This is a genomic window from Corynebacterium nasorum (assembly GCF_022345765.1).
Taxonomy (GTDB): Bacteria; Actinomycetota; Actinomycetes; order Mycobacteriales; family Mycobacteriaceae; genus Corynebacterium; species Corynebacterium kefirresidentii.
Genome location: NZ_JAKRDR010000003.1, coordinates 65130 through 83710, shown reverse-complemented (window position 1 = coordinate 83710; position 18581 = coordinate 65130). Strand labels below are relative to the sequence as shown.

Here is an 18581-nt window from a genome sequence, read left to right as displayed (position 1 = left end):
CGGCAGTTTTAGTCTCTGGTCATTGCGGTTTGTAACGTGCGTCGAACTAGGTTATTGGCAGCCGTGGTGGTCGTTTCTAGGCTGTCAATGTGTTTCGCAATTTTAGGGTGGGCAAGAAGCTTCTTATCAATTGCATGAGTCGTGGTCTTATAAGCTTAGATCTGGTCGTGTCGCAGTAGTCATTCTGGTCTAACTCTTCATGCAGGTTGGGAATCTGCCTACAAACCATCAGACACTCTCTATTGCCCACATGTCTCTTTACTCAAAAGAATTTGCAGCCTTTTGCAAAATATCTTGTTGTTCGTGCAACTCTATGATTTTCTACCTGGCGGATTCGCTCGAAATTGGCCCTCACCCATAGACAATATCGCGCAAAGCTCTAGTGCCGGAACGTTTGCTGGTGCCGTGTTAGTGGGCCTGAAAATAAAGGCGGGAACGTTTTCAACAAACCTCGCTGAAGCTGAAGGAAGCAGGCGACTTCAATGCACTCTGAGCGGACCATAGCACCACGTTTGAGTTGTTCGGAGTATTTAGGCATGGTGGTACAGTTCATTTCTTCTCCACCAAGCGGGGTACTAGGTGTCTACCTAGCAAAATCCAAGTCCTCCTAATAAGAATATTCAATATTCACATTATGTTAAACGGTTGGAGTCCAGCCCAAGATACGCATTACACTGAGTAGGACAACTATTCAATGCACGGAGGATTTGACCATGGCACGTTTTATTGACCGCGTTGTCCTGCACCTGCAAGCAGGTGACGGTGGACACGGCTGTGTGTCTGTCCACCGCGAGAAGTTTAAGCCATTGGGTGGCCCGGATGGCGGCAATGGTGGCCACGGCGGTGACATCATCCTCGAGGTCTCTGAACAAATCCATACGCTTATGGATTTCCATTACCGCCCGCATATTAAGGCGCAACGCGGCGGCAATGGAGCCGGCGATATGCGCAATGGTGCTCGCGGCGAGGACCTGATTTTGGAGGTCCCGGCGGGCACGGTGGTCCGCACTGAAAAGGGCGAAACCTTGGCGGACCTTACCGTTCCGGGAACGCGGTTTGTGGCCGCAGAAGGCGGCTTCGGCGGACTAGGCAATGCGGCATTGGCCTCAAAGAACCGCAAGGCACCGGGTTTTGCTCTCCAGGGTGAGCCGGGCCAAGCCCATGATCTTATCCTCGAGCTGAAGTCCATGGCGGATGTAGGGCTGGTGGGCTTTCCATCGGCTGGTAAGTCCTCGCTTATCTCGGTTTTGTCGGCCGCGAAGCCCAAGATCGGTGATTACCCCTTTACTACGCTGCAGCCGAACCTGGGCGTGGTGGATATGGGAGATAGCTCCTTTACTATCGCGGACGTGCCGGGGCTTATCCCAGGCGCGGCCGATGGCAAAGGCCTAGGCCTGGATTTCTTGCGCCACATTGAACGCACGGCGGTGCTTGCCCATGTGGTCGATACTGCCACCATTGAGCCCGGCCGTGATCCCGTTTCCGATATTGAGGCGATGGAAAATGAGCTGGCAAAATACCAGGAGGCTTTGCAGGAAGATACTGGTTTAGGGGATCTGCGTGAGCGCCCCCGCGTCATCATCTTGAATAAAGCAGATGTGCCTGAGGCCGAAGAGCTGGCGGAATTTGTCAAGGATGATCTGGAAGAGAAGTTTGGCTGGCCTGTCTTTATTATTTCGGCCGTCGCTCGCAAGGGCCTGGATCCGCTGAAGTTCCGGCTCATGGATATGGTGACCGAGCATCGCAAGGCCCAGCCATTGCCAAAGAAGGATAAGAACCACACCGTTATCCATCCCAAGGCCCAGGGCCATAAGAAGCATACCGGTGTATTTGCTGATTTCACCGTGAAGGCCGACCCTGAGGTCGAGGGTGGCTTCATTGTTGAGGGCAAGAAGATTGATCGCTGGATTACCCAAACTGATTTTGAAAATGATGAGGCAGTGGGCTTCTTGGCGGACCGCTTGGCCAAGGCCGGCGTGGAGGAAGAGCTGCGCGAGCAGGGCGCTGTGGAAGGCTGTCCGGTGACGATCGGCGGCATTACCTTCGAGTGGGAGCCGATGACTGGCGGTGATCCGACGATGGCCAGCCGCGGCGAGGACGCCCGTTTGAAGGGCACTAGCCGCGTTTCCGCCGCCGAGCGCAAGCGTGCCTCTCAGGCACGCCGTGGTCTTATCGATGAATACGATTACGGCACCGACGAAGAGGTCACTCGCGAGGGTGCTAATCGGGATAGGTGGCAAGGCTAGCTCGGTAGGCCCCCTCTTCTTGGGGTGTATAAGAGGGGGCGCTTTGTAGACTCGGTTGGCATGTCTTCTGATCAACAGAAAGAGCCCATCCTTCCACTTCCGGTAGAGCCTTTTGACGGGCCTACCGCCGATACTCCCTTTCCAGAACCGCTCGATGAGAACCCGGTAGCGTCCGGTTTTGAATCTGAACTTCGCCACGAGATCGCGCACGCCAAGCGCGTCGTGGTCAAGATTGGTTCCTCTTCTCTCACGGATGAAAATTTCCGTGTTTCACAGGAAAAGATTGATCACATCGTCGATGCCGTTCATGCGCGCATGGGCCGCTCCGATGTCATTATCGTTTCTTCTGGTGCGGTCGCCGCCGGCATGGGGCCGCTCGGGCTGCACCAGCGTCCCACCGATCTGGCTACCAAGCAGGCCTCCGCTTCTGTAGGCCAGGTGCACTTGGCCTATGTGTGGGGCCAGTCCTTTGCTCGCTATCAGCGCACCATCGGCCAGGTTTTGTTGACTGCGTCAGATACTGGTCACCGCGATCGCGCCCGCAACGCGCAGCGCACCATTGATCGCCTGCGCCAGCTGCGTACCATTCCTATCGTCAACGAGAATGACGCCGTGGCTACCTCGGAGATGCACTTTGGCGATAACGATCGCCTCTCCGCGCTGGTGGCCAACCTGGTGGGTGCTGATGCGCTCTTCCTCTTCTCCGATGTGGATGGCCTGTATGACAAGAACCCGGCCGAGCCGGACGCTAAGTTCATCGATGAAGTGCGCACCGGCAAGGACTTGAAGGGCGTTGTAGCTGGCGATGGCGGCAAGGTGGGCACCGGTGGTATGGCCACCAAGGTCTCTGCAGCCCGCCTGGCAACCCGCGGCGGCATTCCGGTGCTGTTGACCTCCACGGATAATATTGGCCCCGCGCTTGCCGACGCCTCTGTGGGCACCGTCTTCCACACCCGCGAGGAACGCCAGCTTTCCGCCTGGAAGTTCTGGGCACTTTACTGCGCAGATACCGGCGGAGCCGTCCGCCTCGATGAAGGCGCTAAACAAGCCGTGACCGAGGGCGGTAATTCACTGCTGGCCGTGGGCATTACCGATGTGCAAGGCGAGTTCACCAAGGGCGAAATCATCGATATCCTCGGTCCGAATGGCGAGGTCATCGGACGTGGCGAAGTCCGTTTCGACTCCGAGGAACTGCACGGTATTAAGGGAAAGAAGATGGAAGAACTTCCTGAGGAGCAGCGCCGCTCAGTTGTTCACGCCGATTACCTCTCCAACTTCGCCTCCCGTATTTAAACCCAAGTCCCTGATTCCCCGTATGGTTGGGGCATGAAATATTTCATGGGTCCGGACGCCTGGCAGCCGATGGTAGAAGATATCGAGGCTGCCGGGCACGAACGCGTAAATAGCCTTGAAGATGCCGAGGTCTACATCAACAATGCGCCCAACCCGCGCCGCATCCCCGAGATGCCGGAGAACATCGGTTGGGTGCAGCATTGTTTTACCGGCGTAAATCAGCTCATTGATGCCGGGGTCATCACCCCAGACGGCGTGCCATGGTGCAACTCCGCCGGCGCTTTTGCCCAGCCGGTAGCCGAATCTGCACTTGGCCTGGCCCTGTCACAGGCGCACCACCACAAAGCTTTCGCCCAGGCCGCTTCGTGGTCGGTAGCACAGGAGCTGGACGAGTCCCAGGCGTGGCTTTATAACCAGCGAGGGCCGAAGAGGGTAGCCATCTTCGGCGCTGGGGGCATCGGCAAGCAGCTTATTAAGCTGCTGAAACCGTTTGGCGTGCACATTACCGCGGTCAATCGCTCTGGCCGCTCGGTGGAAGGCGCCGATGAGGTCGTGCCCATGGATAAGGCCGATCACGTGTGGGGCGAGGCCGATTTCATTTTCTGTATCCTGCCTGCGACCTCGGACACCGAGGGGCTCATTGATGCCGCCACTTTCCGCGCGATGAAATCCTCCGCCATCTTTATCAACGTCGGCCGTGGCAGCACCGTAGTAACCGACGATCTAGTGGCGGCCCTGCGCGATGGTGAGATCGCCGGCGCCGGGCTGGAAGTTATGGATCCCGAGCCACTGCCTGATGGCCATCCGCTATACGACCTGCCCAATTGCACCATGACGCCGCACATGGCTGCTTCCGCGCACGTGGCGCAGTACCACCTGGGCGCTATCTTCAACGCCAATGCCGCGGCGTGGGAGAGGGGAGAGGCGATGCCTACCCGCGTCGATGTGGAGGCGGGCTACTAATGAAGTACGCGATGCTACCCACCCCGTGGGAGGAAACCCTGCAGGCACTCGATGCAGCGGGTCACGAGCGCGCCCCACTGGAAGATGCCGAGGTTCTCATCTTCAACGGCGGCCCAGATGATTTCCCACGGCCCCTGCCACCGAGCGTGGGCCTGGTGCAGGTCCCCTTCGCTGGGGTGGATCACCTGCTCGACGTCATGCGTGATACCACCGCCCGCTGGTCTAATGCCGCCGGCCTGTATGACGCCACCGTGGCGGAATCTACCATTGCGCTCCTGCTCGCCCACTTGCATGCGCATAAGCGCGTGGGGACTAGCTGGTCTAACCGCGATGAGGTTGAGGCTCATACCAGCTTCCTTTTTGAAGATAAGACGGTAGCGGTGGTGGGCGCCGGGGGCATCGGCAAGCGGCTTATTCGTATGCTGGAAGGCTTCGGACCACGCATAATCGCGGTCAATCGCTCCGGCAACCCAGTCGAGGGTGCCGATGAAACCTTCGCCACCGCCGATATTGAGCGCGTCTGGCCAGCCGCCGATTATTTCGTGGCGCTTGCGCCGCTAACGGACGAGACCCACCGGCTTTTTAATGCCGCTGCCTTCCGTGCCATGCCCGATCACGCCGTGATTATTAACGTTGGCCGCGGACCACTGGTGGACACCGATGCTCTAGTCGAAGCCTTGCGGGCAGGAGACATCGCCGGCGCTGGCTTGGATGTCACCGACCCTGAGCCGCTGCCCGATGGGCACCCACTGTGGGACATGCCTAACGTGGACATCACCCCGCACCTGGCCAACCCTCCCTATTCGGTGCGCCGGCGCATCGGCTCGCATACAGTACAGGTCATGGAGCGCTACTCCGCAGGTGAAGCAATCCCCACGGAAGTCGATATTCAGGCGGGTTATTAATGGACAACGCCGCCTCACAAGACGGTTCTTATCAAGGGAGCTCTTTTAATCCCAGCGAAGCCGAGGTCGCGGATATGAAGGAGCGCCGGAAGAAGGTACAGGCGGTCGATTATGCTGCCTGGGCGGCCACCATCCTTTCCGTTGTGCTCGGCTATTTCTTCTTCCACTGGTCCTATTTTTGGGTTATCCCGATTATCTGTTTTATATGCTCGGCCGGAGCCCGCCACGTTTATAACTTGAGCTATTACGAAGAGGAATACCTCATGTTCGAGCGGAAGGACGAGAAGCGCCGCCGCCGGGCATCCGACAAGCGGAGCCGCGAGCTCGGCCAATAAGGACACCACCGTGCGGGTGCTTGCCGCCCAACTGGCTGAAAAGCGCGCGGCCTTTCGTTAGGCTGGTATGACATGAGCAACACTGAACGCGAAGAAGTTCTGTCCAAAGCCCGTGCTGCCAAGGAAGTCGCGCCCGTCGTGGCGCAGCTGTCCACGCCGCGCAAGAATGAGATCTTGCAGCGCGCAGCCGACAACCTCATTGCCCACACCGAAGCCATTCTCGCCGCCAATAAGCAGGATATCGATGCCGGCCGCGAACGCGGCATGTCCGAGTCCCTTATTGACCGCCTGTCTCTCGACGCCGCGCGCGTGGAAGGCATTGCCGGCGGCCTGCGCCAGGTAGCTGGCCTGCAGGACCCGGTAGGGGAGATCCTGCAGGGTCGCACCATGGATAACGGAATCCAGATGAAGCAGGTGCGCGTGCCGCTCGGTGTCATGGGCATGGTCTATGAGGCCCGCCCGAACGTCACCGTGGACGCCTTCGGTTTGGCCATCAAGTCCGGCAATGTGCCGCTATTGCGTGGATCCAAATCCGCCCGCAACTCCAACACCAAGCTGGTAGAAATCTTGCAGGATACCCTCGTTGAGTTTGACCTGCCGCGCGAGGCCGTGCAGCTTTTGCCGTGCGAGACGCACGATTCCGTCCAGGACCTCATTACCGCCCGTGGTCTGGTGGACCTGGTTATTCCGCGTGGTGGCGCAAAGCTTATTGAGGCCGTCGTTACCGGCGCCACCGTCCCCGCCATTGAGACCGGCACCGGCAATTGCCACTTCTACGTGGATGCCTCTGCAGACATTGATAAGGCCACCGACATGGTCATCAACGGCAAGACCCGCCGCACCTCCGTGTGCAACTCTACGGAGTGCGTGCTTATCGACGCCGCTTTGGATGACTCCGTCAAGCTCCGCATCATCGCCGCGCTGCAGGATGCTGGCGTGACCATCCACGGCGACGTCGCCGAGCTCGAGGCCTTCGGCGTCAAGGATGCCGTGCAGGCCACCGATGAAGACTGGCGCGAGGAGTCACTATCTATGGATATCTGCGCCAAGGTGGTCGACGGCGTAGATGGCGCCATCGCGCATATCACCGAGTTCACCACTGGCCACACCGAGGCCATCGCCGCGCAAGACGCCGATGTCCTAGTGAAATTCGGCAACGAGGTGGATGCCGCCGCGGTGATGCTCAATGCCTCTACCGCCTTCACCGACGGCGAGGTCTACGGCATGGGCGCCGAAATCGGCATTTCCACCCAGAAGCTGCACGCCCGTGGCCCAATGGCGCTGCCGGAGCTCACCTCTTCTAAGTGGATCCTGCAGGGTACAGGTCAGACCCGTCCATAATTCTCCCCGCCATGATTCGATCTGCTTTCTTCCGTGCCGCCGTCGCCCTAAGCGCCTCGGCGGCGCTTGCCGTTTCTATAGCCCCCGCCGCCGCCACCGCGAATGCTGCCCCCGTCGTGCCCCAGGCAGCAGCACAATCCGCCCCATCGCCGCAGCCTGCTGGGTGTCCCGAGTTCGTTGTTTTGGCTGCTCGTGGCTCCGACCAGAATGAGGAATACGGCGAGTATTTCGGACCGCAGCAGTATTCGCCGCATGCCGCGCCGTCGAATGGCTATGAAGGGGCAAACCTCTCCGCGCTTTTTTCATCTAGTGGAAAAACGCCATCCCGGCACGATGGATAAAGTCCATGTCCTCGCCCTTGACCCCCAGGCATACCCGGCGTCAATGAACCTGCCGCCGCTGGCGCAGGAAGGTGAGCAGTTGAATCCGCTCCAGCTTATTCGCCGCCTCGGTGGGGTAGTGATGGAGCATCCGTTGCACGAGCTGGCGTATTCGGTCACCGTTGGTTTTGTACATAGTTTGCGCACCGGCATGGCCAACGCTCCGCGCGTGGTGGAAAAGTATGAGCGCGAAACAGGCTGCCAGCCGCGCTATATTACGGCTGGCTACTCCCAAGGCGCCATTGTCGCTACCAGCGCGGAGCGCTACCTAGCACAACGAGGCAAGCTCGCGGGGACAGTTTACCTGGGCAATCCCCTCAGCCGTCCCCACGGTATGGCGGGCTGGCTACCGCAGCGTTTGCTCTTACAACCTGCGGCATTGCCGGACTCGCGCCGGCTTAACTATTGCCTGGACGGAGACTTCGTTTGCGACCTGAACCTCGCCTCCGCCCACGACGCGTTGGCTACCAAGGCGGCTCGCCATGCTTCTTATTTTGTAGAGCCCTCGCTTGGCGACGCCGCTTTTGCCGACTCCCTCGCCACCTTGCTTACTCCCTCCTCGGCCGGGGACTATAATCACCACCCATGACTAGCCCACAGCGCATTGGCATCATGGGTGGCACCTTTGACCCCATCCACAATGGTCACTTGGTAGCCGCCAGTGAGGCCGCGCATCGCTTTGCCCTCGATAGCGTCATCTTTGTGCCCACAGGTCAGCCTTGGCAGAAGTCTCACCGCGAGGTCACTGCGGCCGAGCACCGCTACTTGATGACGATGGTGGCAACCGCATCCAATCCGCGTTTTACCGTCTCGCGGGTAGATATTGACCGCGAGGGGCCTACCTATACCATCGATACGCTGCGGGATCTGCGTAAGCTTTTCCCAGAAGCGGAGTTCTATTTCATTACCGGCGCCGATTCTCTGGCCTCCATTATGAGCTGGCATAACTGGGAAGAGATGCTGGAGATGGCGCACTTCGTGGGGGTTACCCGCCCAGGATACGAATTAAGCGCTGATATGCTGCCTGCCGATGCGCAAGAGGATATTGACCTCATCGATATCCCCGCCATGGCCATTTCCTCCACCGCGTGCCGCGAGCGCTCTGCCCAAGGCCAGCCCGTGTGGTACCTCGTACCGGATGGAGTGGTGCAGTACATCACCAAAAACAATCTCTACGGTCCCAACCCGGACAAGCCCCTGTAGAAACTTTCACGGCCTTTCCCAGATTTTGGGCACGGGCCTGCTAAACGTGCAAGAATAGATTCTCACTAGAGATAGTTCATTTCGAATGCACTCAGACGCGAAAAGGGAATTTATACACATTGTCTACTTCTGATCTCGCCCGCAGCATGGCAGAAACCGCGGCACACGCGGCGCAAGAAAAGTTAGCCACCAATATCGCGGCTATTGATGTCTCCGATGTCCTCGCAATTACTGAGGTCTTCGTGCTGGCTTCTGCAGATAACGAGCGCCAGGTGGGCTCCATTGTGGATGAAGTCGAAGATGAGATGACCAAGCAGGGTTTTGAACCGCAGCGCCGTGAAGGCAACCGCGAAAATCGCTGGGTGCTGCTGGATTATGGCAATATCGTCGTCCACGTCCAGCGCAATGACCAGCGCGAGTTCTACGGCTTGGACCGCCTTTACCATGATTGCCCGGCACTGGAGATTGAGGGCATCGAAGCCCCGGAGCGTCCGGGCGAATGGACCAATGGCGTCAACCCGCGTGAGGTAGATTCCATCGACGAGCTCCCACTGGCCGATAAGGTCCCAGGTGAGGACGAGGAGCTTTAAACCCATATGAGTCGCCGCCTGATCCTGATCCGCCACGGACAAACTACCTATAACGCCACCGGCCGCATGCAAGGCCACTTGGATACCGAGCTGTCTGAGCTGGGCTATGAGCAGGCCCGCGCTGCCGCGCGCCTGCTCCAGGATCAGGGCGTGTCCAAAATCGTTGCCTCCGATCTCATTCGTGCGAAGGAAACCGCCCGCGTCGTCGCCGAAGCCCTCGGCGTGGACTTCAGCACGGATGCCCGCCTGCGCGAAACTCACTTGGGCCAGTGGCAGGGCAGAACCTCTGCTGAGGTAGATGCGGAGTTTCCAGGCGCGCGCGCCATTTGGCGCCACGATCCCACCTGGGCCCCGCCGGAGGGGGAGTCTCGCGTGGACGTGGCTGAGCGTGCCCGCCCCGTCATCGATGAGCTCATGGAAGACTTTGCCGGCTGGGACGCCGGCCCCGTCCTCATCGTGGCCCATGGCGGGGCCATCTCGGCGCTTACCTGCCACCTGCTTGGCCTTGACCACGCGCAGTACGGGATCCTTTCGGGGTTGAAGAATACCCACTGGTCACAGCTGACTGCTCGCCCGGACTTTAACCCGGGAACGCCGCTGTCCTCGCTAGAATTCACCCCCGACAATGTGGGCAATGCCCAGTGGTACTTCGACGGCTGGAATATGGGCGGCGAGGTCACCGGGGACGGCGGGGCGGATATCTAGTGGCGGTTCGCGTCATTACGGAATCCTCCGCGGGCCTGCCCCGGGAGCTGGCGGAGCAGCTATCCATCACCGTCATTGACCTCCACCTCATGGAACGACACGGCAAGGATGGCTTGGAGCAATCTACTTCGGGATTAAGCGCGCTGGAGCTGGCAGCCGCCTATGGCCGCGAAATGGAGCGCTCTCAGGATGATGGCGTGGTGGCCATACACCTATCCAAAGAGCTTTCTTCCACCTACTCCGCCGCAGTGACTGCTTCGGGCGTTTTCCCGCACACGGTGCGGGTGATTGATTCCGGGTCGGCCGGCATGGCGATGGGTGCGGCCGCCATGTCCGCAGCCAAGGTCGCCTCCCGCGGAGCCGGCTTGGAGGAGTGCTACGCTGCGGCCATGGACACCCTCAAGCGCGCGGCTACCTGGGTGTACCTGCATTCCACGGAGGATCTGCGCCGCTCCGGCCGCCTTTCGCCGGCCACAGCCGTGTTATCTACGGCGCTTTTGGCCACCAAGCCGATCATGTCGATTAACCGCGGCAAGCTGGAGCTGGTGGGAAAAACCCGCACCCAGACCAAGGCTTTTACCAAGCTAGTAGACCTCATTGCCTCCCGCGCCAACGGGAAGCCGGTCTTCGTCGCCATCCAGCACAACCACGCCGAAGGCGCGGCCGCCAAGCTGGAGGCGCTGCTTGAAGCGGCCCTGCCGCAGGGCTCGTCCTTTATCTGCACCCCGCTTAACGACGTCCTCTCCGTCCACGTCGGCCCCTCCGCCATCGGCGTATCTGCGGTGTTTAGCTCGGAGCCTCCCGCCGATCCAGCGCATCCTCACACGCGTGGTCGACCACGCGCCTTCCCACCGCGCCGTTCTGTGGATAACTAGGCCCAGTGCGCCGGGTTCGTTGACGTCCCCAACAAGTTATCCACAGCCCGCCTTCGCTGTACCTACTGCCTTAGCGCCCACGCCTTTATTCTCAGCGCCATGGCGGCACCCAAGATTAGCGAACGACTCCGCGAATTTACCCAACCCACCGGTGAGGAAGAGCTCCTCGCCGTCGATTATCCTCGCCCGCGTCTGCGCATTAGCCCGTGGCAAGCCTGCGCCGTGGCGGTCATTCTCGTCGTCGGCGTGGTGGCGTGGCTTGGCATCAACGCCCGCTCCGATGAATCCTCGGGCATGCCCGAGCCTGCGGCAATAAGCGGTGATTCTGGCACTGCACCCAGTGCAGAGCCCAGTGAAATCATCGTCTCTGTCATTGGCGAGGTGGCCGAGCCCGGCTTGCAGACCCTCGAGCCCGGCGCGCGCGTCGCCGATGCCCTCGACGCCGCTCAACCCCTTCCCGGTGCAGACACAATTGCGCTCAACCATGCCCAGCGGCTTTCCGACGGCCAGCAGCTCCACATCCTTCCCTCCGGCGCCGCCCCACCTCCCGCACCCGGCGAACCAGCCCCAGCCGACGGCAACGGCATCAGCGGGAGCGGCAACAGCGGGAGCGGTGCCAGCGGCGTGAGCCTGAATAACGCCACCGCGGAGGAACTTACAGAACTCAAGGGCGTTGGTGAGGTCACCGCGCAAGCTATCGTGGCGTACCGCGAGGAACATGGCGGCTTCCAAGATATTGAGGAATTACTCGAGGTCACCGGCATCGGACCGGCGAAGCTAGCGCAGCTTAAAGACCAGGTCCAGCTCTAAGCTGAGTACGAGCACGCGATGCGAGAACTGCGGCTCGTCCCCGGCGCGGCCACCGCTTGGCTGGCTGTCATTGCTGTGCTGCTAGGCGGCCGTGGCTGGGCAATCTTTATCATTGCGGCGGTCGTCGGGTGCTGCCTGATCGCCCGCCAATGGGGCCAAGCGCTATTTTCCGGAATGGTCGCGACAGCCGCGGCGCTGGTTGCCGCGGTGCGCCAGGCCCGTGCCGCTGCGTTCGACCTCGGCACCGAGGTTACCGGTCGCCTGACCACCGCGCCGACGCAGACCAGCACGGGCGGCTGGCTGCTCAAGCTCAAGGTGCCAGGGTATCCGACTCAACTGCCGGTCTTTAGCTCGGAACCGGTCCCGGCCGCTGCGGGCGCCGAACTCACGGCCAGGGTGGAGGTGAGGGAGTCGGATAGGGCGGGCGTCGGAAAGCTCAGCGCCACTGCCACAGACGTGCAGGTAACCGGTGAGCCCGAAGGCCTAGCCGGCTGGGCGGCCCACGTGTCCGACACATTTCGCGCGCTGGTTGTAGATACCCTCGGTCCTTCCAGCCAGGGCCTGATTTCTGGCATGGTGCTCGGCGATACTAGCCTGCAAAGCTCTTCAGAGCGCGACCTGTATATCATCACCGGCCTTTCGCACTTAAGCGCAGTTTCCGGTGCAAATGTCGCCATCGTGTGCTCCGCCGCAGCCATGGTCTGCGCCGCCTTCGCGCTGGGGCCACGCGCCCGCGTGGCTGCCTCTCTGTGTGCTTTGGCCACCTATGTTGTGCTCGTGGGTTTTGAACCCTCCGTCCAGCGCGCGGCCGTGGCTGGGCTGGTGGGGCTGCTCGCCGTGCTTAATTCCACGCGCATGGAGCCGATTCATGCTCTTAGCCTCGGCATCATCGCCCTGCTCTTCGTGGATTCCGACCTCGCCGTGCACTTTGGTTTCGCACTTTCTTGCGCGGCGACGCTCGGCATCGTGGCGCTTAGCCCGCTCATTTATAAACACTTGGCCACAACCGGCTGGCCCGCCATTTTTCTGCGCGCGGTCGCTGTGGCCATTGCCGCCGATATCGTTACCCTCCCGCTAGTCGCACTCATGTCCGGCGAGGTCTCCGTGGTCTCCGTGTTGGCCAATATCCTGGTTGAGCCCGCCACCGTGCCGATTACCATCGTGGGGCTTATCGCCGCCGTCTTCGCCCAGCTCGGTCCACTCGATGTGCTAGGTGCGGGCTTGCTGCGCCTTATAGAACCCTTTTCGTGGTGGATTAATACCATCGCCCACGGCGTGGCCCACCTTCCGGTGGTCACCATCCCCGCTAGCCCGCTTTTTACGCTGCTTGCCTACGCCTGGATCATTGCCGGCCTCCTCTATCACCGCCCCTGGCTGACTCTGGCGCTGACGCTAGCGGGCATCGCCTGGCTCGGTGTGGCGGCAGGTTAGAATGGCGGGCATGCCTCCAGTACATCTCATCCTTGGCGACGATGAATTCCTCACCGAACGCGCCCGCCTGCAGATTCAGCGTGCCGCGGCCGAGGAGAGCGGCCCAACCGGTGCTCGCCCCGAGCTGACCAAGCTTAAAGCTTCCGAAGTCTCCGAGGGCGAAATCCTCGAGGCCACTAGCCCCTCTCTTTTTGGAGATAGCCGCGTCATTGTCATCAGTGACTGCGAGCGAGCCGGCAAGGAAGTAGTCGATATCATCCTGCGTGCCTGCGCGAACCCCGCGCCGGGCATGACCATGGTCATCATTTACTCCGTGACGGCCAAGACCCTAAAGAAAAAGAAGAAGCAACCTGAACTGGTGGCCAAGCTGCGCAAGATTGCCGAGGTTCACGAAGTCTTCTCGCTCTATCCCAATGAGCTGGGGCAGTGGGCCACCCGCGAATTCTCCTCCCACGGTGTGCGCCCGACCCCGGACGTCATCCATGCCGTGCTCGAAGGCGTGGGCTCTGACCTACGCGAGCTGGCCTCTGCCATCTCCCAGTTGGTGTCCGATACCGGCGGCAACGTCACCCGCGAGGCCGTGCAGAACTACTACGTCGGCGTGGCCGAGGTTGCCAATTGGGATATTGCCGATGCCGCCGTTGCCGGCCGCGTCGAAGCCGCCGTGTCCACCTGCCGCCGCGCCCTGCAGCTTGGCGCCAGCCCCGTGGCGATTGCCGCAGCGCTAGCCAATAAGGTCGGAGCCGTAGCCCGCCTGTATTCCGCCCGCGGGGACCAGTATTCTTTAGCTAGCCAAACCGGCCTAGCACCCTACGTGGTCAAGATGACCCAGCCGGTGGCTCGCCGCTGGTCCGCCGATAATGTCACCAAGGCCGTCATCCTCGTCTCGGAACTCGATGCCGCCGTCAAAGGCCAAGGCGGTGAGCCCGAATTCGCCATAGAGGCGGCCGTCAAACGAGTCGCGGAACTGGCGCGATAAGCTAGAAGCTATGTCTGAGACGCAAGTGCAGGAATTCGCCGGTCGGCTCTTTGACATGGCACGCGAGGGCAGCTTGGACCTCCTGGCCTATATCGACCACGGCGTAAATATTGACCTCGTGAACCAGGACGGCCAGTCCTTCCTCATGCTCGCGGCCTATCACGGCCACGCCGAGCTGGTTACCGCACTTGCTCGCGTCGGCGCGGACGTTAATCTGCTCAATGACCGCGGTCAATCACCCCTGGCCGGTGCCATTTTCAAAAAGGAAGATGCGGTCATCGACGCCCTCTTGGCCGCCCACGCCGACCCTGCCGCCGGCCATCCCTCCGCGCTGGAGTCTGCCCGCATATTTGGCCGCGAGGACCTCATCCCGCGCCTAGAAAGCGAGGCAGGGGAGTGACCTGGACGTCCTTTTTCACCCTCTTGTTGATGAATCTGGTGGGCGTTGCTTCGCCCGGACCCGACATTATTTTGGTGACCCGCTACGCCACCCGCTCGCGGCGCCACGCCATAGCCGCAGCCGCCGGCATCCAAATCGGCGTGCTCTTTTGGTGCACCGCCACCGTTTTCGGCGCCGCAGCGCTGCTGACGGCTTTTCCGGAAATTTTGGGAGCGGTTCAGGCCGTTGGCGGCTGCTTCCTGGTGTTTATGGGCTCGCGCGCGCTGCGCAGCGGTATCGCCCAACGCGCTAACCCGCCGGTTGATCTGGAAGACGCCGCCGCCCAGCTGGGCCGCCTGCGCACCGCTTTCAAAGTCGGCCTAGCCACGAATATGTCCAACCCGAAAATCGTGCTCTTCCTCGCCGCGATGATTGCCCCGCTGCTGCCGGCCAGCCCGCCCATCTGGTTGGCCATCGGGTTGACGCTGTCCTTATCGCTTTCGGCCTTCCTCTTTTTCCTCGTCGTTGCCACGGTAATTTCTACCAACGCCGTGCGCCGCAAGCTCATCGCCGCTGGTCCGTGGATCGATATCGGCTCGGGCCTGTTTTTCATTATCGCCGGCATCGTCCTTATTGTCTCCGGTGCGCAGAACCTCCTGCACTAAAACAGCCGCGGCATTCCCTCCGCCACCGTGTCGAGCACCCACTGGGTCCAGCGGGCGACGGTGGAGGCGCGCCGCCGGGACGTCGCCAAGCTCAGCCCCAATTCCTCCATCGCCGCAATAATCTCCGCGGTGCTGGCGACCGCGCCGCGAGCCAAGCTGAGTTCGAGCACCTCGCGAAATACCCGTCGCGCCGCCAACGTCCGTATGAGCGCCGCATTTCGGGCATCGCGCTGTGGCTGCTCGATAATTCTCCTCCCGCGCTCGGTGGGCTCCCAGGCCTCATCCACCTGCACCGCCAACCCCAGGTAGCGCGCGGCGTTGGCATAATAGTCCGCCTGCCGCGGATCGAAATCATAGCGCTGAGTAATCTCTGCCTTACTTAGCGGCTGCAACGCAATGAGCTCCAAGAGATTGACCACCCGCTCAAAGTTATTGGCCTGCGGAAAGGGCACCTCCGGCTCGACGTCGGGCTCCACCGCCCGAACGATATCCAGCGCCGCCTGCGCATCCAGGTGCGAGGCCGATAGTGCGTAGCGGGCGCTATCGACCAGCGCAATGCTACGAAAATCCGCCGGATCCCTAAATTCATAGCGGTATAGGTGGAAAATGCCATTGGAATACACCAGGTAAACCGGTACCACTTCCTTGGCCAGGCGCTGTTGGAAGCGCCGGTAGGGAAAATAGAGCTGCCGGATATTGAAATCATCCGAGAGGTGATTTTTCGCCTCCACCAGCACTAGATGCTCGAGCGATTCAAAACCGCCGTCGATTTCCATCTGTGCGCGGTCCACCGCCACCTCCACGCCCAGGTCCGGCAGCCGCACCTGCATCTCGCGCGTGGACATGCGGCCTGCCACCGTAGCTTGCAAAGGCCCGCAGGCCAGAAAGTCTTCTAGCATCCCGCTTGCCGACGCCCCATTTAACGCCACCGCCTCCGAGCTCACCCCCTCCAACGAGAGGGTATCTAGACCCGCTGGCAGCTGCAGCGTACGTACCTCCTCGCGCTGCGCCTCCGGAAACTTCTCGTAGAGGTTGAACCGGCCCACCAAGTATTCGCTGCGGCTTACCGGCACGATGCCGAGCTGCAGGCGCTGAAAAATCCAAGGTCGCGAGGTGGAAAAATCATGCTTGGCCATCAACCGTGGCTGCCGAGCAGAGATTTTCTCCACTTCCCGCGCGCTGATGAAAAAATACCCGCGCCGTTCCAATTCTTCGCCGTAGCCAGCCGCCAAGATGCGCAGCCAACCCCAGTCATTAACGCCTAGCTTCACCGACTCCGGAACGCCAAAACGTGCCCGCAGCTCCTCTTGCAGCTCCCGCCCCGCGTGCGCCTTCGGCCCGCTAGTCACCGCTGACCTCATAATTGCGCACCAGTACCTCATCGACCTTGCCGCGCTTCGAAGCGACGGAATTGATCGCCCGCGTTGCCCCCACGATGCCTACCTCATAATCCGCATAGAGCTCTCGGATGAACTCGGTGGCCGAATTCGACAGCAGAAACTTTGCCCCGCGTTTGTCCAACTCATCGCAGACCTCTTTGAGCCGTTCTTGCTCCGCGCGGTCAAAGCCGCCCTTTTGATAGCCGGTAAACGAGCTCGTCACATTGACTGGGTCATAGGGCGGGTCGAAATAGACAAAATCGCCTTCGCCTGCTTCTGCCACCGCTGCGGCGAAATCGCCTTGGGAAAAGATCACCTCATTTTCCGCAAAATAGCGGTGCACCGCACGCAGCGTGTCTTCATCGCAAATGGTGGGATTCTTATAGCGCCCGAACGGCGCATTAAATTGACCTGCCGTATTCACGCGATACAGGCCGTTATAGCAGGTGCGGTTGAGATACAGCGTTCGTGCAGCACGCTCGACAGGGGAGAGGGCGGCAAACCGCTTCGCATCCCTGTCCACTGCGCGCAGCGCATAGAAAAACTCCGCCTCATTGGGATAGCTCACGAGCTCTGCAATGAGCTCGTCGACGCCGCCGCGTACCACCTCATATAGGTTGATGAGCTCAGCATTGAGATCATTGACCCGTGCGCTGGCTGGTTGGAGAGAGAAAAGCACCGCGCCGCCACCGATGAAGGGCTCATAAAACCGCCGCGGGACATCCGCCGGTAGGGCGGCGTGGATATGTGGCAAGAGCTGGCGCTTTCCGCCCGCCCATTTCACCAGTGGCTTAACGTTTTTCATCGTTGACTCATCTTAGCGGCCCTACCCGACACGAGCACCATTGGGCTTTCGAACGTGCGGGCGGATAACTGGAGCGGAGGGCTGGCCGCACAGGTACTTTGGTTGTCTAACATCACAGCTTTGTTAAATAGTTCTATGACGGGCCTAAACGTACGGCCATGCCGGTAGTAAATTCTTCCCGTGCGCACGGCTGTTTCCATAGTCGAATATTAGGTAATAAAATCACCCCAAACGCCTTAGTTTGTAGGGAAATACCATTTTCACCTAAAGATTTAAGGGTTTAGAAAACGAAAGTAAGGCCCTTAGAGCGTCGGGACAGAAAGGGGCATTTATGCCGCGTATATCACAAATCCGAGTCGCTGCGCTTAACCTCGTCATCGAAGCCGGATACGGCGGGTTTACTATGGAGGAACTCGCCCAAAAGGTAGGCGTTTCCCGCCGTACCCTTTTTAATTACATAAAAGACAAAGAATCGGCAGTTTTAGGTCCCGAATTTTCGGAGGAACTAGAGCACCAATTTCAGAATTTCGCCGCCGGACTGCCCACCGGAAGCCTGCGCGAAGATTCTGAAATCGTGGCCAAAGCCGTATTTGACCGCGCCGTGGGTGATGAGTTCTTCCCCGAAATTTCCCAGCTGACGGCCCAGGCGCTAGCTAAGGATACGAAGCTGCGTGCCCTGTATTACCAGCGCAATAGCCGCACTATTGAGCGCCTCCGCCAAGCCGTGCAAGCCCGTGAGGGCTGGAAGTCCTCCGATTCGCGCCTCACGCCGACCGTCAACATCATCCACACCCAGTTCCTGACCGCCTTCGAGATTTTTGTGGAAACCCGTGGTGGAACTTCGCTTAGTGAAGCCTTCCGCAACGCCGGTGCCATCTTCGAAGATTACTTCAACGACGAACTGGCCTAAGCCTCCCCGCTCGGGTCTAGGCTAAGACAATCCCCCGGTGCGCTCCGTAGAGTGCGACCGGGGGATTGTCAGTGCAATGGCTCTTAGTCCATCTTGTTGAACGCGGAAGCCATGCCGGACTTCTTGTTGGCTGCAGTGTTGCGGTGGAAGACACCCTTGGACACGGACTTGTCCAGGGCGCGGGATGCCACGCGCAGCTGCTTTTCAGCAGCAGCCTTGTCGCCAGCGGTAACGGCCTCGCGGAACTTGCGGATCTCGGTACGGACGGCGGAGCGAACGCTCTTGTTGCGCTGGCGTGCCTTCTCGTTGGTGATAACGCGCTTCTGCTTGGACTTGATATTTGCCATGAAAAATACCTCTTAGTAATCGAAAGTGATTGACGTAGAA

21 protein-coding genes are annotated in these 18581 nt (G+C 60.2%); 18 read left to right on the top strand and 3 right to left on the bottom strand.

All coding sequences use genetic code 11. The features are described 5' to 3' along the window. Positions 1-713 precede the first annotated feature (713 nt). The 17 genes from obgE (at position 714) to MHK04_RS03630 (ending at position 15100) form a co-directional block, all read left to right on the top strand. A complete protein-coding gene (gene obgE, locus MHK04_RS03710; RefSeq protein WP_239226993.1) occupies positions 714-2246 on the top strand; it encodes a GTPase ObgE in 1533 nt (510 codons plus the stop codon). A gap of 60 nt (positions 2247-2306) precedes the next feature. Next, complete coding sequence (proB, locus tag MHK04_RS03705) at positions 2307-3539, top strand: glutamate 5-kinase (protein ID WP_034660157.1); 1233 nt, start codon at positions 2307-2309, stop codon at positions 3537-3539. Between the two features lie 33 nt (positions 3540-3572). Beyond that, the gene (locus MHK04_RS03700; RefSeq protein WP_023020941.1) at positions 3573-4502 is read left to right on the top strand and encodes a D-isomer specific 2-hydroxyacid dehydrogenase family protein; all 930 of its coding nucleotides are present in this window, start codon (positions 3573-3575) and stop codon (positions 4500-4502) included. Further along, positions 4502-5407, top strand: a complete 906-nt coding sequence (locus tag MHK04_RS03695) for a D-isomer specific 2-hydroxyacid dehydrogenase family protein (RefSeq protein WP_239207912.1) — start codon at positions 4502-4504, stop codon at positions 5405-5407. Before MHK04_RS03700 ends, MHK04_RS03695 begins: the two co-directional genes overlap by 1 nt. Next, positions 5407-5742: a hypothetical protein gene (locus tag MHK04_RS03690; RefSeq protein WP_239207911.1), complete on the top strand. Its 336-nt coding sequence runs from the start codon at positions 5407-5409 to the stop codon at positions 5740-5742. Before MHK04_RS03695 ends, MHK04_RS03690 begins: the two co-directional genes overlap by 1 nt. A 72-nt stretch (positions 5743-5814) precedes the next feature. Then, on the top strand, positions 5815-7083 hold the full coding sequence (locus MHK04_RS03685) for a glutamate-5-semialdehyde dehydrogenase (RefSeq protein ID WP_239207910.1): 1269 nt from the start codon (positions 5815-5817) through the stop codon (positions 7081-7083). Between the two features lie 11 nt (positions 7084-7094). Continuing rightward, positions 7095-7424, top strand: coding sequence for a hypothetical protein (locus tag MHK04_RS03680; protein ID WP_239207909.1), 330 nt, complete (start codon positions 7095-7097; stop codon positions 7422-7424). Then, the gene (locus MHK04_RS03675) at positions 7417-8052 is read left to right on the top strand and encodes a cutinase family protein (RefSeq protein ID WP_239207908.1); all 636 of its coding nucleotides are present in this window, start codon (positions 7417-7419) and stop codon (positions 8050-8052) included. The genes MHK04_RS03680 and MHK04_RS03675 overlap by 8 nt, the downstream gene beginning before the upstream one ends. Then, a complete protein-coding gene (gene nadD / locus MHK04_RS03670; RefSeq protein ID WP_023020946.1) occupies positions 8049-8666 on the top strand; it encodes a nicotinate-nucleotide adenylyltransferase in 618 nt (205 codons plus the stop codon). Before MHK04_RS03675 ends, nadD begins: the two co-directional genes overlap by 4 nt. Before the next feature lie 146 nt (positions 8667-8812). Next, positions 8813-9256: a ribosome silencing factor gene (rsfS, locus tag MHK04_RS03665; RefSeq protein ID WP_179387589.1), complete on the top strand. Its 444-nt coding sequence runs from the start codon at positions 8813-8815 to the stop codon at positions 9254-9256. Between the two features lie 6 nt (positions 9257-9262). Beyond that, a complete protein-coding gene (locus tag MHK04_RS03660) occupies positions 9263-9961 on the top strand; it encodes a histidine phosphatase family protein (protein ID WP_023020948.1) in 699 nt (232 codons plus the stop codon). After that, positions 9961-10836, top strand: a complete 876-nt coding sequence (locus MHK04_RS03655; protein ID WP_239207907.1) for a DegV family protein — start codon at positions 9961-9963, stop codon at positions 10834-10836. Before MHK04_RS03660 ends, MHK04_RS03655 begins: the two co-directional genes overlap by 1 nt. Before the next feature lie 99 nt (positions 10837-10935). Further along, the gene (locus tag MHK04_RS03650) at positions 10936-11646 is read left to right on the top strand and encodes a ComEA family DNA-binding protein (protein ID WP_239207906.1); all 711 of its coding nucleotides are present in this window, start codon (positions 10936-10938) and stop codon (positions 11644-11646) included. Between the two features lie 18 nt (positions 11647-11664). Continuing rightward, entirely contained in the window at positions 11665-13077 is a 1413-nt protein-coding gene (locus MHK04_RS03645; RefSeq protein ID WP_239207905.1) for a ComEC/Rec2 family competence protein, read from the top strand. A gap of 1 nt (position 13078) precedes the next feature. Then, positions 13079-14056, top strand: coding sequence for a DNA polymerase III subunit delta (gene holA, locus MHK04_RS03640; protein WP_239205028.1), 978 nt, complete (start codon positions 13079-13081; stop codon positions 14054-14056). A 10-nt stretch (positions 14057-14066) separates the two neighbouring features. Then, the gene (locus MHK04_RS03635; RefSeq protein WP_023020953.1) at positions 14067-14456 is read left to right on the top strand and encodes an ankyrin repeat domain-containing protein; all 390 of its coding nucleotides are present in this window, start codon (positions 14067-14069) and stop codon (positions 14454-14456) included. After that, entirely contained in the window at positions 14453-15100 is a 648-nt protein-coding gene (locus MHK04_RS03630; protein ID WP_239207904.1) for a LysE family translocator, read from the top strand. The genes MHK04_RS03635 and MHK04_RS03630 overlap by 4 nt, the downstream gene beginning before the upstream one ends. On the opposite strand, the gene MHK04_RS03625 is transcribed toward MHK04_RS03630, so the two are convergent. Continuing rightward, positions 15097-16449, bottom strand: a complete 1353-nt coding sequence (locus MHK04_RS03625) for a type II restriction enzyme (protein WP_239207903.1) — start codon at positions 16447-16449, stop codon at positions 15097-15099. The two genes, MHK04_RS03630 and MHK04_RS03625, sit on opposite strands and share 4 nt — an antisense overlap. Then, complete coding sequence (locus tag MHK04_RS03620) at positions 16442-17284, bottom strand: DNA adenine methylase (protein ID WP_239207902.1); 843 nt, start codon at positions 17282-17284, stop codon at positions 16442-16444. Before MHK04_RS03620 ends, MHK04_RS03625 begins: the two co-directional genes overlap by 8 nt. Before the next feature lie 331 nt (positions 17285-17615). Between MHK04_RS03620 and MHK04_RS03615 the strand changes: the two genes are divergently transcribed. Next, on the top strand, positions 17616-18194 hold the full coding sequence (locus MHK04_RS03615; RefSeq protein WP_086588296.1) for a TetR/AcrR family transcriptional regulator: 579 nt from the start codon (positions 17616-17618) through the stop codon (positions 18192-18194). Positions 18195-18277: 83 nt separating this feature from the next. On the opposite strand, the gene rpsT is transcribed toward MHK04_RS03615, so the two are convergent. After that, positions 18278-18541, bottom strand: a complete 264-nt coding sequence (rpsT, locus tag MHK04_RS03610; RefSeq protein ID WP_049361613.1) for a 30S ribosomal protein S20 — start codon at positions 18539-18541, stop codon at positions 18278-18280. Positions 18542-18581: the final 40 nt, after the last annotated feature.

What these genes read in the sequence shown, in the direction of transcription:
- MHK04_RS03615 (WP_086588296.1), top strand. Translation starts at nt 17,616, where the DNA reads ATGCCGCGTATATCACAAATCCGAGTCGCTGCGCTTAACCTCGTCATC.
- holA (WP_239205028.1), top strand. Translation starts at nt 13,079, where the DNA reads ATGGCGGGCATGCCTCCAGTACATCTCATCCTTGGCGACGATGAATTC.
- MHK04_RS03660 (WP_023020948.1), top strand. Translation starts at nt 9,263, where the DNA reads ATGAGTCGCCGCCTGATCCTGATCCGCCACGGACAAACTACCTATAAC.
- MHK04_RS03695 (WP_239207912.1), top strand. Translation starts at nt 4,502, where the DNA reads ATGAAGTACGCGATGCTACCCACCCCGTGGGAGGAAACCCTGCAGGCA.
- MHK04_RS03675 (WP_239207908.1), top strand. Translation starts at nt 7,417, where the DNA reads ATGGATAAAGTCCATGTCCTCGCCCTTGACCCCCAGGCATACCCGGCG.
- MHK04_RS03690 (WP_239207911.1), top strand. Translation starts at nt 5,407, where the DNA reads ATGGACAACGCCGCCTCACAAGACGGTTCTTATCAAGGGAGCTCTTTT.
- MHK04_RS03680 (WP_239207909.1), top strand. Translation starts at nt 7,095, where the DNA reads ATGATTCGATCTGCTTTCTTCCGTGCCGCCGTCGCCCTAAGCGCCTCG.
- MHK04_RS03635 (WP_023020953.1), top strand. Translation starts at nt 14,067, where the DNA reads ATGTCTGAGACGCAAGTGCAGGAATTCGCCGGTCGGCTCTTTGACATG.
- obgE (WP_239226993.1), top strand. Translation starts at nt 714, where the DNA reads ATGGCACGTTTTATTGACCGCGTTGTCCTGCACCTGCAAGCAGGTGAC.
- MHK04_RS03700 (WP_023020941.1), top strand. Translation starts at nt 3,573, where the DNA reads ATGAAATATTTCATGGGTCCGGACGCCTGGCAGCCGATGGTAGAAGAT.
- nadD (WP_023020946.1), top strand. Translation starts at nt 8,049, where the DNA reads ATGACTAGCCCACAGCGCATTGGCATCATGGGTGGCACCTTTGACCCC.
- MHK04_RS03685 (WP_239207910.1), top strand. Translation starts at nt 5,815, where the DNA reads ATGAGCAACACTGAACGCGAAGAAGTTCTGTCCAAAGCCCGTGCTGCC.
- rsfS (WP_179387589.1), top strand. Translation starts at nt 8,813, where the DNA reads ATGGCAGAAACCGCGGCACACGCGGCGCAAGAAAAGTTAGCCACCAAT.
- MHK04_RS03645 (WP_239207905.1), top strand. Translation starts at nt 11,665, where the DNA reads ATGCGAGAACTGCGGCTCGTCCCCGGCGCGGCCACCGCTTGGCTGGCT.
- MHK04_RS03650 (WP_239207906.1), top strand. Translation starts at nt 10,936, where the DNA reads ATGGCGGCACCCAAGATTAGCGAACGACTCCGCGAATTTACCCAACCC.
- MHK04_RS03620 (WP_239207902.1), bottom strand. Translation starts at nt 17,284, where the DNA reads ATGAAAAACGTTAAGCCACTGGTGAAATGGGCGGGCGGAAAGCGCCAG.
- rpsT (WP_049361613.1), bottom strand. Translation starts at nt 18,541, where the DNA reads ATGGCAAATATCAAGTCCAAGCAGAAGCGCGTTATCACCAACGAGAAG.
- proB (WP_034660157.1), top strand. Translation starts at nt 2,307, where the DNA reads ATGTCTTCTGATCAACAGAAAGAGCCCATCCTTCCACTTCCGGTAGAG.